Origin of the sequence: Acidaminococcus sp., from assembly GCA_022482815.1 — a bacterium.
GTDB lineage: Bacteria > Bacillota > Negativicutes > Acidaminococcales > Acidaminococcaceae > Acidaminococcus.
Map to the genome: position 1 here is coordinate 2,987,138 of JAKVOM010000001.1, position 17,954 is coordinate 3,005,091.

At 49.1% G+C, this 17,954-nt stretch carries 17 protein-coding genes; 6 read left to right on the forward strand and 11 right to left on the reverse strand.

The genetic code is table 11. The features are described 5' to 3' along the window. Positions 1-438: 438 nt before the first annotated feature. The 7 genes from LKE33_12860 to queF all read right to left on the reverse strand — a co-directional run bounded on the left by LKE33_12860 (position 439) and on the right by queF (position 5,784). Positions 439-1,431: a hypothetical protein gene (locus LKE33_12860; protein ID MCH3951804.1), complete on the reverse strand. Its 993-nt coding sequence runs from the start codon at positions 1,429-1,431 to the stop codon at positions 439-441. A gap of 174 nt (positions 1,432-1,605) precedes the next feature. Further along, positions 1,606-2,547 carry a hypothetical protein gene (locus LKE33_12865; protein MCH3951805.1) on the reverse strand — a complete coding sequence of 314 codons (942 nt, stop codon included), beginning with the start codon at positions 2,545-2,547 and terminating at the stop codon, positions 1,606-1,608. After that, positions 2,537-3,466 (reverse strand): hypothetical protein, encoded by a 930-nt coding sequence (locus tag LKE33_12870; GenBank protein MCH3951806.1) that lies wholly within the window; start codon positions 3,464-3,466, stop codon positions 2,537-2,539. Before LKE33_12870 ends, LKE33_12865 begins: the two co-directional genes overlap by 11 nt. 187 nt (positions 3,467-3,653) lie before the next feature. Beyond that, a complete protein-coding gene (queE, locus tag LKE33_12875) occupies positions 3,654-4,310 on the reverse strand; it encodes a putative 7-carboxy-7-deazaguanine synthase QueE (protein MCH3951807.1) in 657 nt (218 codons plus the stop codon). Then, on the reverse strand, positions 4,300-4,626 hold the full coding sequence (gene queD / locus LKE33_12880) for a 6-carboxytetrahydropterin synthase QueD (GenBank protein ID MCH3951808.1): 327 nt from the start codon (positions 4,624-4,626) through the stop codon (positions 4,300-4,302). Before queD ends, queE begins: the two co-directional genes overlap by 11 nt. Next, positions 4,626-5,327 carry a 7-cyano-7-deazaguanine synthase QueC gene (gene queC, locus LKE33_12885; GenBank protein MCH3951809.1) on the reverse strand — a complete coding sequence of 234 codons (702 nt, stop codon included), beginning with the start codon at positions 5,325-5,327 and terminating at the stop codon, positions 4,626-4,628. The genes queD and queC overlap by 1 nt, the downstream gene beginning before the upstream one ends. Then, a complete protein-coding gene (queF, locus tag LKE33_12890; GenBank protein ID MCH3951810.1) occupies positions 5,320-5,784 on the reverse strand; it encodes a preQ(1) synthase in 465 nt (154 codons plus the stop codon). The genes queC and queF overlap by 8 nt, the downstream gene beginning before the upstream one ends. A gap of 632 nt (positions 5,785-6,416) precedes the next feature. On the opposite strand from queF, the gene LKE33_12895 reads away from it, so the two are divergent. After that, positions 6,417-8,030 (forward strand): potassium/proton antiporter, encoded by a 1,614-nt coding sequence (locus tag LKE33_12895; protein ID MCH3951811.1) that lies wholly within the window; start codon positions 6,417-6,419, stop codon positions 8,028-8,030. A gap of 880 nt (positions 8,031-8,910) precedes the next feature. Here the strand turns inward: LKE33_12895 and LKE33_12900 are convergent. After that, positions 8,911-9,792 carry a LysR family transcriptional regulator gene (locus LKE33_12900; protein MCH3951812.1) on the reverse strand — a complete coding sequence of 294 codons (882 nt, stop codon included), beginning with the start codon at positions 9,790-9,792 and terminating at the stop codon, positions 8,911-8,913. Positions 9,793-9,996: 204 nt separating this feature from the next. Here LKE33_12900 and LKE33_12905 point away from each other — a divergent pair, with 204 nt between their 5' ends. Next, the gene (locus tag LKE33_12905; GenBank protein ID MCH3951813.1) at positions 9,997-10,695 is read left to right on the forward strand and encodes a DUF1275 domain-containing protein; all 699 of its coding nucleotides are present in this window, start codon (positions 9,997-9,999) and stop codon (positions 10,693-10,695) included. A 928-nt stretch (positions 10,696-11,623) separates the two neighbouring features. Here the strand turns inward: LKE33_12905 and LKE33_12910 are convergent. Beyond that, entirely contained in the window at positions 11,624-12,241 is a 618-nt protein-coding gene (locus LKE33_12910) for an HD domain-containing protein (protein ID MCH3951814.1), read from the reverse strand. Between the two features lie 729 nt (positions 12,242-12,970). Between LKE33_12910 and LKE33_12915 the strand changes: the two genes are divergently transcribed. Next, positions 12,971-14,320 carry an ISL3 family transposase gene (locus LKE33_12915; protein ID MCH3951815.1) on the forward strand — a complete coding sequence of 450 codons (1,350 nt, stop codon included), beginning with the start codon at positions 12,971-12,973 and terminating at the stop codon, positions 14,318-14,320. Here LKE33_12915 and LKE33_12920 read toward each other — a convergent pair. Continuing rightward, entirely contained in the window at positions 14,259-14,651 is a 393-nt protein-coding gene (locus tag LKE33_12920; GenBank protein ID MCH3951816.1) for a hypothetical protein, read from the reverse strand. The two genes, LKE33_12915 and LKE33_12920, sit on opposite strands and share 62 nt — an antisense overlap. 200 nt (positions 14,652-14,851) lie before the next feature. Continuing rightward, positions 14,852-15,199: a hypothetical protein gene (locus tag LKE33_12925; GenBank protein MCH3951817.1), complete on the reverse strand. Its 348-nt coding sequence runs from the start codon at positions 15,197-15,199 to the stop codon at positions 14,852-14,854. A 638-nt stretch (positions 15,200-15,837) separates the two neighbouring features. Between LKE33_12925 and LKE33_12930 the strand changes: the two genes are divergently transcribed. The 3 genes from LKE33_12930 to LKE33_12940 are packed head-to-tail and all read left to right on the forward strand — an operon-like array spanning position 15,838 to position 17,680. Next, positions 15,838-16,473, forward strand: coding sequence for a hypothetical protein (locus LKE33_12930; GenBank protein ID MCH3951818.1), 636 nt, complete (start codon positions 15,838-15,840; stop codon positions 16,471-16,473). 32 nt (positions 16,474-16,505) lie between these two features. Continuing rightward, positions 16,506-17,432, forward strand: a complete 927-nt coding sequence (locus LKE33_12935; protein MCH3951819.1) for a carbon-nitrogen hydrolase family protein — start codon at positions 16,506-16,508, stop codon at positions 17,430-17,432. 20 nt (positions 17,433-17,452) lie between these two features. Continuing rightward, a complete protein-coding gene (locus tag LKE33_12940; protein ID MCH3951820.1) occupies positions 17,453-17,680 on the forward strand; it encodes a hypothetical protein in 228 nt (75 codons plus the stop codon). The last annotated feature ends 274 nt before the right edge of the window (positions 17,681-17,954 follow it).

Here is a 17,954-nt window from a genome sequence, read left to right on the forward strand (position 1 = left end):
GTTCCATTTGGCTGCCTTCAGGAGTGCTGCTGTTTTCTCCAGCCCTCTAATTTACCCTTACTTGTTATCTAACTGAATATCCACCGCAAGCGGTTCCCCTCTTCTTCCTCGCTGACGCTCGAAGAAGGCACGGATATAGTCGCCAAAGCTCCGCTTTGGCAAAATATAATAAAAGAATAAAAGAAGCTATCCATCCATCGCAAGCGATTCTCCTCCTTTCGACGCCGCTCCGCGTCGTGAAAGAAGGCTCCCCGTAGCCAATGCTTCGCATTGCCCGAATGAAATAAAAGAGGGCTGATGCTTCTATTTTCGTTTATTCGTGGCCAAATTGCCTCAGCAATTTGGCTTCCACGGGCGGGCGGCGGACGGCGGGATACGGGCAGCGAAAAAGGGCTGTGAAGCAATGAACATTCATTGTTTCACAACCCTTTTATATCTTTACTCTACGCTTTCGCTCTTTTTCTTATAATCTTCGTCATCGGTCAGGTCATAAAGCTGACGATACAGGTCTCTTTCGATGTCCTTTTCTCCCATTTCATGGGCCTTTTTTGCCCCGTCAAGGAAGAAGGCCGTGACTTTGGGTGCCGGTCCCGGGACAAAGCCGAATTCGGCCAGGGTCTCGCGCAGGTCGGTGCGTTCGATATCCTTAAGTACTTCCTTAAAAATTTGGGCCCTTTCGCCATAACGTTCAACTATTTCCGTCTGAAAAACAGGTTTATCAGCTATAAGATCCAGCACGACAGCGGCTTTGGCATATTGATGTTCCCTTATAAGATACTCGGCAAGATGATAGAATACATCACAAAGCGGTCCTCTTTCCACAGCGACACTATATTCTTCTTTGATAAGCTCAAGAGCAAGATCCATGTCTTCCTTTTGAATACAATGCTCGATCATATCCCCGTAAATCATGGTATTGAGGGGATTCCATTCAAGAGCAATCTTGAATTTTTTAAAGGAGTCCTCTTCTTTGCCAAGGTCGTGAAGAATCATCCCCCAAAGATGATACATATTGTCAATGGGAAACGGCACCGGTTCAATCGGCAGATTTTTCCGTTTTTCATCAATGAGCTGCGAGAAAAGCACTACTTCATAATCCGAATCGACAGCCAGTTGATAGGTTTCCTGGTCCGGATTCTTTTCTGTTAGAGGACGGGTATTGTTAACCAGTTTCCGAATTCTGCGTTCTGCCTTCTGCAGCTTCCCATCTGCGGCCAACTCCAGGATTTTGTCCATTTGATTTTCCATATCGTCACGGATGTTGCCAACAAACTCATCGACTTCCTCCTCGGACAGCTGAAGGTCATCTTCCTCATCGGGGATTGTCAGCATTTTTCCTTTGCCGTGATGGTGATGAGCATGGTTTCCCTCTTCATGAACGTGCTCATGTTTAAACGCATCAAAATCAAGAATGTGATCGTGGTCAGTCATAAGAATCTCCCTTTCATAATTTGGCTTGCTCAATAAAAGTGGTTAGTGGTCAGTGGCGAGTGGTTAGTACACTCGTGCGGGCAGCACCTTTGGCGGATTTCTGAGCCAGGGTGCAGATATTTTTTTGCTTCCTACAGTGCGGCCGGCGACCCGCGGCCAGCGACCTGCGGCCTTTTACTCTTCCGCTTCATCGGCTTGTTTGGCTGCTTCTTCCGCCTTCGTTTCGTAATTGGCATCATCGGTCAGTTCGGCGAGAAGTTCATACGTTTCCTCGGCCGTATCCCAATCTTTTTCCTTTTCCGCCGCAGCGGCCACGTCCTGCAGTCCTTCAATGACTTTGGGATTCGGTCCCTCAGAGAGGCCAAATTCCCGGCAGACCGCGGAAAAATCAGCCGGTACCGGATCGTCAGATTTTTCTTCTATCGTTTCCAAAAGATCCGCGTAGTCGTCCGGTGTTTCGTCCTCAATCGTATGTTCCAGCACGTACTTCATGCAGGCATGTGCTTTCGTGTAGGCACCGCGGTTTACGAGGTACCGCGCCAGCTCGGCAAACGCCTCCAGAACGCAGCTCATATAGACAGAATTTGCTTCATCACGGATATTCTGCAGCCATTCGTTCCATTTTTCATGCGCTTCATAATACCGGTTCAAGTAGGCAAAGGGCAGCTGCGAAAAGGGATTCAGCCTGTGCGCTTCCAAAAACGCTTCAAATCCCTCATCGTCCCGGCCCAAAGCCGTCAGAATCTGACCTTCCAGCGCGTACATAACATCAAGCGGTACGGGCAGGACACTGAGCTTGCGGAACTTCAGTTCCTCCTGGTGGAGCCGGCGGTAAACCGGCACTTCAAAATTCAGTCCCAGGCTGAGCTCCATGACTCCTGGATTGTCCTGCAGATAGCCTTCACTGGCTTCAATCAGCTTCTGGACATGGTTTAAGGCCCGTTCCTTTTTCCCCGCTTCAAAAAGCTGTTCGATTTCAAAAATTTTGTTCAGGGCATCCCGATACACGGTAGCAATCGTTGCTTCCACTTCCGCTTCGGAAAAGCTGCCTTCCCGCAGCTCTTCTTCCTGAAGCTCTTCATCGGCATGCACATGTCCTCTTTCATCAATGCTCATGAGCCGCTCCTTTTTCCAGTGCATCCGCTTTGACCTCATAGGATGCGTCTCCCGTCAGACGGTACAGCTGGTGGTACATGGCCGCAGCACCTTCATTCCCTTCATTGGCTTCCTGCTGCCCGGCAGCTTCCGTAATAGCAGACACAACGTGTACGTCCGGCCCTTCATCAATGCCATACTCCCGACAAATCTCGGCAAAGGTCTTGTCCGTCTTTGCCTCCGCATAATCCGAGAGTTCCTTCTCCATTTCTGCATCTAGTGCTTCTGGCTTGAAATCATCCCCGGCAAGCGTTTTAGCATGGGCGATGACCACGGCCGCTTCCGCAGGCTTATCCTGACGCATCAGGTACCGGCCCAGTTCAGCGTATGCCTCTGAAAGATTCCGTACGTAAAGTGCATTGTGGTATTCCTGCTGAATGTTGGAAAGCCATCCTTCATAATCCTTTGTATCCTCGCAGTAGCGGTTCAGGTACACGTAATTGAGGCGCGTAAACGGGTTCCATTCAAGGCTCTGGCGGAACCGCTTCTGGGCATCCGCTTCCTTTCCCAACGTGCAGAGAATGAGTCCCCACAGATGGTAAGCCAGTCCCATCGGAACGGGAGCCGGAAAATACCGTTTACCCTGGATTTTTTCCTTCATAAGAAGCGGGTACACGAGTACTTCAAACGTCACGTCAAGACTTGGGCACACCCAGTCCGGCTGCTCGGGAGGCGCCGATTTTTCCACAAAACGGCGTACCCGGCGGAGCGCTTTTTCACTTTTGCCGGAACGAGCCAGCGTATAAATATTGTCAAGCTGCTTCACGGCCTCCTTCCGGACAGCCGTCATTGCCGATTTCATTACATCATTATTGACATTTTCACTTTCCACCAAAGAAGCAAGCGCATCTTTGACCAAGTGCTGCATTCTGTTAGGCATCGTACATGAGACTCCTTTGTTCAAATTCGCATACGCAAATATTGTACCATAGTGCGCGTCACGTAGCAAAACGACATACTTTCATTCATTTTCTGACGAAATGACTGCAGCGCGCGAAAAAACGCCGCCGAAACCACCTGTTACCGGTGCAAGTTTCGACGGCATCATCATTTTCTGATTTGTGTTCTTATACACCCCTCCGGTCCGGCTCCCAAATAACCTTGTGGAGCTGTACCTGCACGCAGACGCTGCCGAGCTTGTGTGCTCTCACAAACTCCACCAGACTTGCCGGTGCAATTTTTCCGAATACGGGCGACACATAAATCTGCGCGGGAATATCGTAACTTTTGAGGATTTTTTCCATGTCGAGAAGGTCGGCTTCATTACCGACGACGAACTTCACGACATCGTCCCCGTTCAGTTTCTCCAGATTTTCCATGCGCATTTTGTTCCGTTCCCCGGAAGAAGGGGACTTGATGTCCATGGTATAAAAAAGGCCCTGCGGGCGCTCGTCAAAGAGCGGCACGGCCCCGTTCGTTTCAATATTGACGTCGTAGCCTTCGCCTCCAAGGACGCGGCACAAATGCTCGATGGGCTGCAGCATGGGCTCGCCGCCTGTCAGCGTAATGCGCTTCCAGGGATAAGCGTGAATACGCGTGAGGAGTTCTTCTTCCGTCAGGTGCTCTTTCGCATCCGCCGCGGTCCAGGCATAAGCCGTATCGCAGTAAGAACAGCGCAGATTGCAGCCGGCAAAACGCACGAAGATGGCCATGTAGCCCGTGCGCTTCCCTTCCCCATCGATGGAATCAAAGAGTTCGACTACAGGAAACGTTTCAGTCTTCATAAGTCGCCGTATTCCCTTCCGATTCCTGGACAGACACCTTTGTGCAGTACGGAATCTGGTCGTGGATCCACTTAGCAATATTTTCCGCCGTAGGGTTTACGTGGACAACGTCGTTGATAAAGGTGTGGTCGAGCTGCTTCACAACGTCCTTAATCTTCGTAAAGTCCACGACCATACCATTCTCGTCCAGCGTCTCCCGTTTGCATGTCACCTCGATGACCCAGTTGTGGCCATGCAGACGTGTGCACTTGCTTTCATAGGGAAGGCTGAGGCTGTGGGCTCCGCTCACTTCCAGTCGTTTTGTTACGGTATACATTACTTTCCCTCCAATGCCGGATCGGGCACGCCGTTAGCCGCAAAAGCCTTTGCCCGGTCGATACAGGTTCCGCAGGTGCCGCAGGGTTTGTCTCCGCCTTCGTAGCAGCTCCAGGTGAGTTCATAAGGCGTACCGAGTTCCAGCCCTTTTTTGACGACGCCTGCTTTATTGATACCGACAAAAGGTGCCACGATATGGCACTGATGATATGTCCCGATGGCAATGGCCTGCCCCATGGCGTCGGTAAAGGCCTTGCTGCAGTCCGCGTAGGCATTGCCTGCCGCGTCGTCGGCATGGGCCCCGATATAGATGGATACATCATCCTTTTCGTAAATGCTCATGGCAAGGCTCGCCACGGCAGAAAGCATCAGTCCATTGCGGAAAGGCACATAGGTTGCGACCTTGCCTTCACCGTTTTTGGCAATCTGCTCAGCATAGCTTTCGTGAACGATTTTTTCCGTCGAATGAGCGAGCAGCGAGCAGTTCGAATACTTAAAAATCGCGGAAAGATCGAGCTCATAGTGCGGCACATGGTAGTACTCCGCTACCTTCTTTGCGCATTCCAGCTCCTTGCGGTGCTTCTGACCATAGTAAATCGACACGGTCGATACATTCTCGCGGCCAAACTCGGCGATGGCAACGGACAGGCATGTCGTCGAATCAACGCCGCCGCTCGAGAGTACGAGTGCTTTCTTACTCATTGACAAAAGCCTCCATTCTGCGCTGGGCCATGTCCTTGTAGGCGTCCTTGTAATAGACGGCAAACGGCAGAATGCTGATGCCGCCGCGGGGATTGAAGTATCCTCTCACTTCAAGGTACAGCGGATCAAGGAGCTTGACCAGATCATTTTTAATGATGTTAACGCAGTCTTCGTGAAAATCGCCGTTGTTGCGGAAAGAGAACAGGTACAGCTTCAGGGACTTGCTCTCCACCAGTTTATGATTCGGAATATAGCTGATGACAATGCGTCCGAAATCCGGCTGCCCCGTCTTCGGGCACAGACTCGTGAATTCCGGGCAGTTCAGCTTGACCATGTACGGTGCCTCTTCATGCTTATTGGGGAAGCATTCGAGAACCGTGGGGTCGTATGTGCTTTTATAAACAGTGTGGCCGCTGCCTAATTGCGTGACACCGGCTAGTTCTTCTTTTGTTCTCATAGTGTTAGCCCTTTCTTCTTGATTACAAATGAATATTATATAGCATAAAAGGAAGATGTTGCAAGAAAACGACGAATAGCACTTGAACTGGGCTGAAAAGTTGTGAGTCATGAGTTGTGAGTTATGAGTTGTAGGATAACAGGAATCAGTCCGACAAAGCACCTGTAAAATCCAAACTAAACCCCAATCGAAGCAATAGAGACCTTCTTCCACGCCGCCCAAGTTAAGCCAAACCGTTAGGTTTGGAATTCCTCTGGGACCTCCTTTCAAGCCGTTCTACGGCTTCGAAAGGAGGGGGCCCGCAGTCAGCACTGACGCTAAGTCAGGGCTGACGATTGCGGGGGAGGATAGATTCTTTTCTTTCGGTGCTTGCGGTAGGTGATGGACCACTCTGCCGAAGGCTATTAATTACAGCCTTTCTCAAGAATCCGCCAATGTAGCTGCCCGCACGATTGTACTAGCCACTACCCACTAACCACCATCCACTCTTTTGGCTCGGCCAAAAGCCATATGCCAAAAGCGCCTTTTTTCAACGTTTTCCATCATTGAACTTCACACTTCAGTCACATCCCTATGGTAAAATGGGCTCCATATCATACCAGCGCGCTGTCAGCGCAGAAAGGAAGGTTCCTATGACGCTTTCTATCCTCCTTACGGGATCGGTGATTCTTCTTTCTCTTATAATCCGTAAAGTTCTCAAGAAGACGCCGCTTCCTTCCCTCCTTATTTTTATTCTTCTCGGGATGCTCTTTGGCGAAAATGGCCTTTTCCACATCCCCTTCGATAACTACGTGCTGGTAGACCAGATCTGCAGCAGCGCCCTTGTCATCATCATGTTTTACGGTGGTTTCGGGACAAGCCTCAAAGCGGCCCGTCCCGTTCTCAAAGCATCGGCCCTTCTCTCAACGGCCGGGGTTGCCCTGTCAGCCCTCTTTCTCGCTTTACTGGCACACAAAGTCCTGGGATTTTCCTATCTGGAATGTCTCCTGATTGGTTCCGTCATCTCATCGACGGACGCAGCCTCGGTCTTTTCCATCCTGCGGACAAGCCATCTCTCCCTGAAATACCACACGGACTCCCTCCTCGAAGTAGAATCCGGTTCAAACGACCCGATGGCCTTCATGCTGACATCGGTGACCGTTTCCCTTCTTTTAGGGTCACCCGTTTCTGTGCCGATTCTTATGGCGGAGCAGATTATTATCGGCAGCGTCATCGGACTCTTGAGCGGTTACCTTGCCATCAAGATTCTTCACAGGAATCTTCTGTCCGGCAGTGAAGCGCGGACACTTTTTCTTCTGTCCGTGATGCTCCTGTCCTATGCTGTGCCGCTCGCTTTGGGCGGCAACGGGTACCTTTCGACGTACCTCTGCGGCATCTACATCGGGAACGCACCCATGATCCAGAAACGTCACCTGGTTCATTTCTTTGACGTTATGACCCAGGTAGCTCAGGTCATGATTTTCTTCCTGCTCGGTCTCGTCGTGACACCCGTAACGCTCCCGAGTGTCGTAGTCCCGGCACTCATCCTGACACTTCTTTTGACGTTTATCGTACGGCCGGCCGTTGTTGCACTGCTGCTCCTGCCTTTCCGGGCACCACTTTCGCAGATTCTTCTCACAAGCTGGGCCGGACTTCGCGGAGCCGCGTCCATCGTGTTTGCTATTACGGCTATTCTGTCCGGTATCAACCTTTCCTTTAACCTCTTTAACCTGATTTTCTGCATGGTGCTCCTGTCCATCTCGATTCAGGGAACGCTCCTTCCCGCCGTGGCAAAACGCCTTTCCATGATTGATGCCACATCCGACGTTGGAAAGACCTTTACGGGCTATGCAGAGGATACAAACGTCACCTTCGGAAAAGTCCATATAAATGACAGCTGCGGCTGGGCGGGCAAGACCCTGCTCGAACTCAATTTACCGACCGACCTCATTGTCGCCATGATCCTGCGGCGCGGCGGCATGGTCATCCCTACAGGCGCCACAAAACTCGAACCCGGCGACACCTTGATTCTCGGTACTCATGATTTTCAGGGCGGCAGCTGGACCTTGGAAGAAGAAATCGCGACAGAGGGAACCTATCCCCTCAATACGCCCCTTGCTGAACTTTCTCTCGGCAAAAACCAGCGCATTCTCCTTATCCGCCGCGGTCCCCTTGCCCTCATTCCTTCAGGTACCAGCGTCCTTAAAGAAGGAGATATCCTCGTGCACTTGAAGGAGAATGAAGAGCATTCCGGGGAAAATGCGTAAGTATTCCTTCGTGGTTCAAAGTTAAAAGTTGTGAGTTGTGAGTTGCGCAAACAAAAATTATTGCCAGAGCATAAGGCAGATAGCAAGTAGCAGTTAGCCGATAGCTGCAGATAGCGGAAAAGCGCCTTTGGCATGTAGCTTTTGGCACTTAGCCGAGCCTACGGCAGCGAGGAAGAAGGGGCAAAAGAGCTACAGAGATTAACCATAGCAATACTTTATTTTGTTATAGCAAAATGACACAAAAGGTTTGAAAAATAAATATTAAGGGTCGTCACCCACTGCAAGCGGTTCTCCCCTAACTTACTTTCCTCCCCCACTTCGTGGTCCGTCCTCCTTCCAGCGGAAGGAGGTTGTAGAGGAATTCCAAACCTTACGGTTTGGCTTAACTAAGGCGACGTCGAAGAGGGTCTCTAAAAAATTTATCGCAACGATTTTTTAATTTTCTTTTAGGCAAACCGACGCAAGGAGGTTTGGCTTCGGAAGGAGGAGAATCGCTTGCGATGGAGGGATAGCTTCTTTCAATAAAAAATAAGGCATACGCCCCATATAGGAACGTATGCCCCAATGCCACACCTCTTTTTAATTTTCTTTTTATGAACGGCACAGAAGATAAGCCCAGATGCAAGGAAGACGGGCGCGGGGCCCAGAAGATGTACACAAATAGTACCTCGATGGGTCACGCGCCCGTCTGACACAGCAGATGGGTTTATATTTCTGCGCCGGGCAGAAAAAGTTTCCTTAGAAAAAGCTCCGCAGCCGACAGCGCTCGAAACCAGTCGAGAACCTGGCGGCTGCGGGTGCCTTTAAATGCAGTAACTCAATGATAAGAACCATCCTAGCGTGCGAGGTCCTACCGAGCACCAGATTATCTGAGGTGCCTTTACTCACTCTGCCTGCTCAGTTCCCTATAAAACCGAATCAACTCCCTCATCCCCTCCGACCTATACTGCTGCCTCCTCCAGATAAGGCTCAGGCTGATTTTCATCGGTTCCTGAAAAGGCAGGAACCGGAGATTCGCGTCATGCGAAACCAGTTCCTTGTAAAGGAACCCCACAGCCTGCTGTTTCCTGACAAGCTGGAGCATTGTATAGAGCTGGGATGTACGGCACAGGATGTGGGGCTTCTGCCCCGCCCTGACAAAACGCTCCTGCAAAAGTTCCGACTGAAAGAAAAGTTCCGGCATCATGACCAGCTTTTCATTTCTCAGGTCTTTAGCCTGCACGGCCTCCCGTTCTGCCAGCGGATGGGTCCGGCTGACAATCGCGCCGGATTCCAGGATAGTTACGGGCACCGACTCAAAACCGTTCGGCACGGGCTGAGTATGAATGACAAAGGCCAGATCCAGAAGCTCGTGTTCCAATTCCTGTTCGACGACCGCCCTCCGGTTTTCTGTGACTTCAAGGCGCAGCTCCGGATGATCACTTAAAAAATTTGCGTAAAGACTGGGTAAAAGCCATCCTCCCAGAATCGGTGGCACGCCCAGCCGAATAGAATGCCGTTTAGCGCCGAGATCCTGCATGATGCTTACGAGCTTATCCGCATTTTCAGTGAGAGCACGGGACATTTTCAGGAGTCTTTCGCCCTCCGCCGTGAGTTCCATGCCCCGATACTGGCGGACAAAAAGCCCTACGCCGAATTCCTTTTCCAGCGCCCGGATTGCACTCGAAAGTGACGGCTGAGAAACGTGGAGAGCTTCTGCGGCCTGGGTCAAGTTGCCGCAGGCACAAACGGTCTGAAAATAACGCAGCTGTGTCAGATTCATAAAAGCCTCCTTATGATATAGATTTATCTTATATCATTGTAGATAAAATATATTATACAAATTCCTTTTTTCATTCTATACTAAGAATCGAAAAAAGGAAGCCCCTTTTTCAAAAGTACTTCAAGATTCCGGTTCCCTTTGAGGGGGAACCGGACTGCGAAGCCAAAAAAATTATTCGAACTATCTTATTGAAAAGGAGTGAGGATGATGACAATGTGCACGACAACCGAGACGCTTCATAGCGCAAGAAAGTACGTATCGATCGGCCTGCGTTCTGATTCCTGGCCCCTGCTGTTTCTTATGACCTCCGTCGGCGGTTTTTCCGCTTCCTACAGTTTTCTGTCCCGCGGCGGCGTATTCGCCTTCGCTCAGACCGGTAACATCATCTACTCGGGACAAGTGATGGCAAGCGGTCACTTCATGCAGGTACTGACTTTCCTCTGCCCCGTCCTTTCCTACATGTTCGGGCTCTTTTTCTCCCAACAGCTGGAAAGCCGCTGCCAGGGTAAAGTCTCCTTCCAAAAGGCCATCCTTCTCCTTGAAAGCCTGCTAATGACCGTGACGGCGCTGCTTCCCGCATCCTACGCGAGTATCCGCCTTTCCCTCTGCCTGTTGGGTCTGGCATCAGGCCTTCAGATGGAAACCTTTCACCGGGTAAACTCCTGTGAATATACAAGCATCATGGTTATGGGCAATATGAAGCGCACTGTGGAAGCTTTTGGCGCTTATCTGACAGATCACCGCTCCGCTTCTCTTACAAAAGCCCTGATGTACGTTGTCATCAACGCCATCTTCTGTCTGGGCTCCGGCTGGGGCTTTGTCGTCACACGGGCACTGGGAGATAATGGTATCCTGCTTCCCGCCCTGCTGCTGGCATCAGCCGCCCTGATCCTGAGGGACTAACGCAAAACCGAAAGAATATTCTGAGGCCTTTGCCGAATCCCTCTTCTAAAAATGCATATATCTTATATCCACCCTTTCCCTAGGGCACCGTCTGTTATTCCGTGGGCGGTGCCCTTTTTAGTTAAAAGAAGTGGTTAGATGTTAGTGTCTAGTGGGTAGTACACCCGTGCAGGCAGGTTGTTTGGGCAAAGCCCAAGGCAGATAGCAGATGGCAGTTAGCAGATAGCTGCAGTTGGCATAAAAGCGCTTTTAGCCGCTAACCTTAATGCAGAACACATTTTTTTATAATTTCAGAGCCAAATTGCTGCAGCAATTTGGCCTCCACAGGCGGACGGCGAGCTACGGGCGGTCGGCGGCTTTCAAGGTAGGTGTGAGGCAATTTTTCGTACGAAAAGAAGCGCCGACAAAACTACCTTATTCAGGTTAGCGTTTTATCAGCGCAACAGCTACATTATTTGGCCTTACTTTTATTTTCGTCTCGAGTGTAAGTCAAGCTTTTGTCAACAACGAGAGATCAGCGCAGATGCGTGAAGATGGCACGTTGAATTAGTCATCGGTTCCCTTATATCTGCGCCCATCTTCTGTGCCGTCCATAAAAAGATGTTGTGAGATGGAGTGAAGTGTGATGAATGTTACCTGAGAAAAAAATAACGCCGCTTTTGGCGGCTGTTTGTAATACATTAACACTTTATGAGAATTTTGCGTCTAATTGCAGTAAGCGAATAATATTACCTGCCATTTCCATTGTCGATTTTGTGGATTGCTGCAAGACGGGTTCAAGCACAAGGAAGAAAGGATTGCAGCCAGGAGGCGTACGGTTTTGGGTACGTCGACTGGATTGCAATTCTTTCTGACACAGTGATTACGAAAAGAATCGCCGACAAAACAACCTAGTTCAAGTTAGTGTTTTGTCGGCGCAATAGTTACATTATCTAGCCTTACTTTTGTTTATTTTCGTCTGCTTGACGGCATCCTCCCAAAGGCTCTTTCCCACAGTCTCTTTTACCAAATCCTTGGCATATTGGACAAGGGTCTTGGACCAGGGTGTCCGCAGATATTTCGTATCGAGGGCTGTCGGAGAAATGCGCCAGCGGTCAAGGGCGTCGGCGTCCTTAAAAAGATCGTAGAGAGGAATTGCATCGGCAAGGCCTTTTTCACGGAAAGCATTCTTTCCGATGCCGTCATCACGGTCATGATAGGCCATGATAAGGTAGACGCGCTCATCAAAATCCACCAGGCCGCGGTCGCAAAAACTCCTGTAATTTTCGGCAGCCCGGGCACCGTGTCCCACATCCCGCGTATCATCCTGGCGGCGCGAATCATGAAATACGGAAGCCTTGCACAGCACCGTAATCCCGTCTTCATCCAAGTTCGCCATCTTTGCCATCTTAAGATTATAAAGAAGCACGTGCGCACAGTGATTCTTCGTATGCAGCACGCTGACAAATTTCCCAAATTCGATATTTTTCATCATGAAGGAATACCACTTGTAGAAACGCTGCTGGATTTCCTGTGGTTCTTCATGAAGAGCTCTATCCAGAAACATACTTTTCCATCTCCTACATTATCTCTCCATACCATGTGTCGTATGTATCCATCTTACATCTTTTGGAGGGAAAAGACAAAAGCGCCTTTTGCTTTTGGCATTTGGCATGTAGCCGTGTCTGCAGAGAGTGGAGAGTGGTTAGTACTCCCGTGCAGGCAGCTTGTTGGGCAAAACATAAGGCAGAAAGCAAATTGCATTTAGCCGCAGTTAGCGGAAAAGCGCATTTGGCATTTTTTAGTCCGGCCGTCGATAAAATGATCCGTTTTTTCACGGCACTGAATCATTTGTACCAAAAATCACCGCTTCCGTAAAGCAGCTTCCACAATAATACAAAACAGACCTTTCCGATTCGAAGCCATCGGAAAGGTCTGTTTGTTTAATGAAATGAGCTTTATGTCACAGCCCATTCGGTCAGAAATTTTCTTTACTTTTATACGAGCCTGCGATTTTGCTTCTCAGAAGAAACCGGCTCTTAATCCAAACTGCTTCTCATGCCCGTATAATCAGCAATCTGCCAGAAAATGTAGCTTAACATGCCTCTGTCATCATCCAGGTAATTTTGAGTCATATCTCTGCCATTCTCCGTAGCACGATCAAGGAAAACGAGTCTTTTACCATTTCTTTTAGGTTCTTCACGGAAATTTGTGGACTAAAAGACATTTGACTATTGAAAAAGGACATTAACTCCTCCAAAATATAATCGTCGAAACCATACCTTGGGAGGAGAAAATGTCCCTTACTAATTACACTATTCAAAATAATGCAGAATGTCAAGATGTCTTTTACAATGTCTTCATGCCGGAAGACCCTTTTGATGACAGCCAGGAGATTGTTATTTGCAGTGAAAAGAAATATACTGACTTCCGTTGTCCTAAATGTGGTCAGAAAATGTATTCTTACGAGCCATTTTCCACCTACTTGAAAAGTTTTCCTGCGTATCCTGAGCATACCAGGATGATCCGCTTTGAAGGGCATCGCTTCCGTTGCTCCTGCTGCCATGCAACCATCACTGAGCCTATTCCCTTTAAATATCCAGGAACTCGCATTACCATGAGAGCTTCTCTCTGGATTGAGACGCTGCTTCGTAATGGAATCCCTGCCAATGCAATTGCCAAGATGTCAGGAATTCACTGGAGCACAATTCGCTATGTCCACAAACAGCTCATGGACGAATCTCTCGATAAATATGAAATGGAATTGGGGCTGACCTCTTACAAGCCCCGTTTCCTGGCCATCGATGAGTTTGCTATCCATAAGGGACACACCTATGCCACTTGCGTCATGGATTTAGCGACAGGTTATATTCTCTGGGTCGGCAGAGGTCGGGCGATAGCTGACTTCGAGCATTTCTTCAAGGAATATGATCAGACAAAGCTGACAGAGGTCAAGGCAGTCGCCATGGATATGAACGCTTCCTACAACAAGCTGGTACAAGAACATCTGCCGCAAGCTAAGGTCGTGTATGATCGTTACCACATGCAGGCTCAATTCGGGAAGGAAGTATTAGGTGTAGTAAGACTTGATGAGGCCAGAATGCATAAGGATAACGCCAACGACATGCAAGAAGCATTAAAAGACGCAAGTGCTGAAGACAAGCCGGCTTTGAAAGAGCGGATATCCGAGGAAAAGAAGAACTACCGCACATTGAAGAAAGTCCGCTGGCCGTTACTCACCAATGAAGATAAGCTGAATCCTAAGAGCAAAGAAGCGTTGCAGGCCATCTTTGCAGAGCACGAGGATCTGGCAATATGTTATTCCATGAAGGAAGAGATGATAGCCCTCTATGAATTAAGGGACTATGACAAGGCTCTTGCAGGATGGAAGCGCTGGTTTGAAGCAGCACTGGGCAGCGGGATTCCGGCCCTGGTTAGGTTTGCTAAGATTAAGTTGCCAAGGATAGACGGACTGGTGAACCATGCCCTGTACCCGATAAACACAGGGAAGCTTGAGGGTTTCAACAACAAGATTAAAGTGGCCAAAAGAAGAGCGTACGGATACAGAGATGATGAGTACTTTTTCACGTTAATTCGCTACCTCTCAATTCCAACCGTAAGAGGTATACTCCCGAAAAAAACGTGAAGAACCTTCTTTTATAGGTTTTAAAAACAAAAGTGATTTTAGAAAGATGAGCAGGACTTCCGTCCGATTGTGCACCGCCGTACGGGCTATAAACTAAGGCAGACAAGGTAGCAATGTTCCCATCACTGGCAGCATAGCAGCTGGTAGTATCCAAATAAAACGTACTTGCATCATTTGCACCTACAAGAGGATATTTGCCATAGAGCATATCACTGTACGGAAGCTGACTTGCCGGAAGATTTCTCATTGCATAAGCTGCTTTGGGCGTACCAGAAATAAAAAAGCCAAGGCAGACAGCAAGTGCACCGATAAAACACATTATTTTTTTCATTTGATTTCCCCTTTCCCAAGGTCTCGTTGTAAACAGCCGCGCCCCAGGCGCCGCCGAAAATACATCGTAGCTATTTTATGCAAAGCGTCCTATTCTGCTCTATCGTAAAATTCACTGCTAAAACGGCCGTTGTAGAATCTCATATTATATGCCAGGTAAAAAGCCATTTCCCCCGCCGGCATGGAAATGCCCGTTTGGGCTCAAGAGCCATTCGGGTCCAGATATCTCCATCTGCCGTTTGAGTTTACGTACATGCGGCGGCTTGTCCAGTTATAAGCAAATTCATTGGTAAAGACTCTGCCGATTGCCGTATTGTATGCCGGATTTTCCACTTCGCAGACATTTACGGCGATCCTGTATTCCGGCGGATTATACTCTTCCACCACAAGGGACGAACGGTCCAGATAAAAACCATAGCCCATATGGCCGTCAACACAGATAAAATTGCTGTCTCCGCCCAGATGATCCGGGTAATTGGCTCCAGCCGACGCGGTGCCGCCTACCATCAGCAGGCAGATCATACAAAGCAATAACCAGATTTTCTTCATAACTGCATCTCTCCTCTATTTATAAAATTTTCGGCATAAGTGCCGTTATTTTTCCCCATTTTCCCTGCTTCGTCGAAAAAGTCAAAATATTCATCCCAGTAACGGCTCACGGAATGCGCCTCTATTTCTGCTTACAAACTGTAGTTCTTAGAATTTTGTGATGCTGTATATAAATTATGATTATAATTATTTTTATTATATTTCGCATGGAATTTTATTTCAAACTTGTACACTGCACCGCATGCCGAAATTCTGTTTTTTATTAAAAATATATAGTTAAAATGCGGGATTCGAAAGCCGTATGAAAATGGAAAGTGCAGTTAGATTCGCTTTCGGCAGAGTGCAAAAAATAGTCGGATGCTGATGGAGAGCAGCCAGCACACCCGTGAGGCAGATTGTCGGGCCTGTACCTGAGGCAGATAGCTGCAATTTGCAGAAAAAAGGCGTTTTTAGTCTAGGCCGTCATTCACCGCAAACGATTTCCCTGTTGTCCTTACTATCACTGATGGCTAGCGTGCCCTAATCAGAGAAGTGGTTCAATAAAGGCGAATGCCAGCTTTTTTGTTATCATTTCCCATTTCGACTTTTCTGTTGTATGATAAAAAAGTAAAAAACACGTTACAAAAGGAGATTATGCTATGCACCTCACTAAAAAATTATTCCCTACGCTGTTCCTGTTATGCTTCAGCCTGGCAATGTCCGTCATCGGAACCGAAGCAGCAGAAGCCGCAGAATTCCTGACACCGGAAAAGAGCGCTTTCATCTACATGGATAACAGGCGGATGAATACAAGATATGAGGGCGAGAAGCTAAAGTTTGAGACCGACGACTACGGATTTCTGCATTTGATGAGCCGGAGCGGAAGGCGCGATTATCTGTCCTTTATCAATACGGTCGGTGCAAGGGGCGGTGTCGGCTACAAGGTTACACAGATTCGGACCCAGAACCCTGACATGACTTTTTTCGAGATCATTGCCGATATCGGTGCCCACGGCATGAACTGCGGCTACTGGCTCATTGGCAAGCGCGACGGCAAATGGGTAACGTTTGTTTCCCTGGATAACCTCGCCCGCATGGGCTACACCGTGGGAGAATGGCATCAAATCCTGAGCAGCATCAATCAGAACGGAAACGGCCGCTTCATCCTGACGAGCCGCCATGAATACATGCCGCCGGGAGCAAAATACGGTTTCCAGCGCCGCTATGCCAACGATTTAAAGATTGAACTCTTCTGGGATGATGAGGCGCAGTGGTTTGGCATGAGAAGTTTATGAGTGATTAGATGAATTAAAGGAGGCATATCACCATGCAGGATATCGATAAACACTTGCGGGCAGCTGTCGTGCAGTCTGCTCCCATTTTATTTGACAAAGCGGCTACGACCGCCCATGTGGTAAAGCAGATTGAGGAAGCCGGCCGAAATGGAGCACAGCTCATCGTCTTTCCGGAATCCGTCATTCCCTGCTATCCCTACGGCCTGACTTTCGGTTTTACCGTCGGTGCCCGCAGAGAAGCAGGCCGCAAAGACTGGAAACGCTATTATGACGCCTCCGTCGTTGTCCCCGGTCCGGAAACGGAAGCTATCGCCAAAGCGGCTAAAGCAGCCCACGCCTATGTCAGCATCGGCATTACCGAACGCGACGCCGTAAATACGTCCCTTTACTGCACGAACCTCATTTTCGCGCCGGACGGGACGCTTGCCGCCAAACACAGGAAGATCAAGCCGACCGGCGCGGAACGCTACATCTGGGCCGATTCCCACGACCCAGCCACCTATTTCCCGATTGTCGAGACGCCCTGGGGTCCGGCAGGCAGTCTGATCTGCTGGGAAAACTACATGCCTCTGGCCCGAGTGGCGCTCTACCAAAAGGGCATCACCCTGTACCTTGCGCCTAACACCAACGACAATCCGGAATGGCAGGACACCATCCGGCACATTGCCATTGAAAGTCATTGCTACGTCTTTAACGCCGACCAGTATTTCACCAAGGCCATGTACCCGAAAGACCTTGCCGAGACCGACCAGGTCGCTGCCCTGAAAGACAACGTCTGCACCGGCGGCAGCTGCATCATCGACCCCTATGGCCATTACGTCATGGAACCCGTCTGGAACCAGGAAGCCATCCTCTATGCCGACCTCGACATGGACGCTGTCCCTATGAGCCGCATGGAATTTGACGCCGTCGGGCATTACTCCCGGCCGGATATATTGGAGCTGAAAGTGAAGGAATAATAATAAGGGGCTGTGAAACAATGCACAAGCATTATTTCACAGCCCCTTTTACGCTGGTCGCCGGTCGCTGGCCGCGGGTCGCCCGTGGAAGAAAAATTGCCAAGGCATTTTTCTACGAACTTATAAAAATCATCTGTGGTTTATTTCTCGCAGAGACCTTCTTTCACGCCGCACTGCGGCGTCGAAAGGAGGAGAATCGCTTGCGATGGAGGATAGAATGTTTTAACCCTAATGAGCTGTTTTTTTAAATTTAGAAGGCCTGTGTGAAATTTCACGCCTCTTTTTCCCTCTTGTTTTCCATTGGAAAATAAGAGGGGCGGACCGCAGGAAGGGCTTGACGCCGTCAGGCCCTTCCGTCTGCGGTGGGTATTCATTCAGAACGCAGGAATGGGTAAAATCAGGCATCGTCCTAATTGAATTGAGCCAAATCTCTGATTTGGCCACTTTCAGGAGTGCTGTTTTTTTACACTTCGTATTTACCCTTACTTGTTATCTAACTGAATATCCACCGCAATCGTGTGC

Bases quoted from the DNA above. Each gene is read 5' to 3' on its own strand.
- LKE33_12860 (MCH3951804.1), bottom strand. From the start codon at position 1,431: ATGACTGACCACGATCACATTCTTGATTTTGATGCGTTTAAACATGAG.
- LKE33_12865 (MCH3951805.1), bottom strand. From the start codon at position 2,547: ATGAGCATTGATGAAAGAGGACATGTGCATGCCGATGAAGAGCTTCAG.
- LKE33_12870 (MCH3951806.1), bottom strand. From the start codon at position 3,466: ATGCCTAACAGAATGCAGCACTTGGTCAAAGATGCGCTTGCTTCTTTG.
- queE (MCH3951807.1), bottom strand. From the start codon at position 4,310: ATGAAGACTGAAACGTTTCCTGTAGTCGAACTCTTTGATTCCATCGAT.
- queD (MCH3951808.1), bottom strand. From the start codon at position 4,626: ATGTATACCGTAACAAAACGACTGGAAGTGAGCGGAGCCCACAGCCTC.
- queC (MCH3951809.1), bottom strand. From the start codon at position 5,327: ATGAGTAAGAAAGCACTCGTACTCTCGAGCGGCGGCGTTGATTCGACG.
- queF (MCH3951810.1), bottom strand. From the start codon at position 5,784: ATGAGAACAAAAGAAGAACTAGCCGGTGTCACGCAATTAGGCAGCGGC.
- LKE33_12895 (MCH3951811.1), top strand. From the start codon at position 6,417: ATGACGCTTTCTATCCTCCTTACGGGATCGGTGATTCTTCTTTCTCTT.
- LKE33_12900 (MCH3951812.1), bottom strand. From the start codon at position 9,792: ATGAATCTGACACAGCTGCGTTATTTTCAGACCGTTTGTGCCTGCGGC.
- LKE33_12905 (MCH3951813.1), top strand. From the start codon at position 9,997: ATGATGACAATGTGCACGACAACCGAGACGCTTCATAGCGCAAGAAAG.
- LKE33_12910 (MCH3951814.1), bottom strand. From the start codon at position 12,241: ATGTTTCTGGATAGAGCTCTTCATGAAGAACCACAGGAAATCCAGCAG.
- LKE33_12915 (MCH3951815.1), top strand. From the start codon at position 12,971: ATGTCCCTTACTAATTACACTATTCAAAATAATGCAGAATGTCAAGAT.
- LKE33_12920 (MCH3951816.1), bottom strand. From the start codon at position 14,651: ATGAAAAAAATAATGTGTTTTATCGGTGCACTTGCTGTCTGCCTTGGC.
- LKE33_12925 (MCH3951817.1), bottom strand. From the start codon at position 15,199: ATGAAGAAAATCTGGTTATTGCTTTGTATGATCTGCCTGCTGATGGTA.
- LKE33_12930 (MCH3951818.1), top strand. From the start codon at position 15,838: ATGCACCTCACTAAAAAATTATTCCCTACGCTGTTCCTGTTATGCTTC.
- LKE33_12935 (MCH3951819.1), top strand. From the start codon at position 16,506: ATGCAGGATATCGATAAACACTTGCGGGCAGCTGTCGTGCAGTCTGCT.
- LKE33_12940 (MCH3951820.1), top strand. From the start codon at position 17,453: ATGCACAAGCATTATTTCACAGCCCCTTTTACGCTGGTCGCCGGTCGC.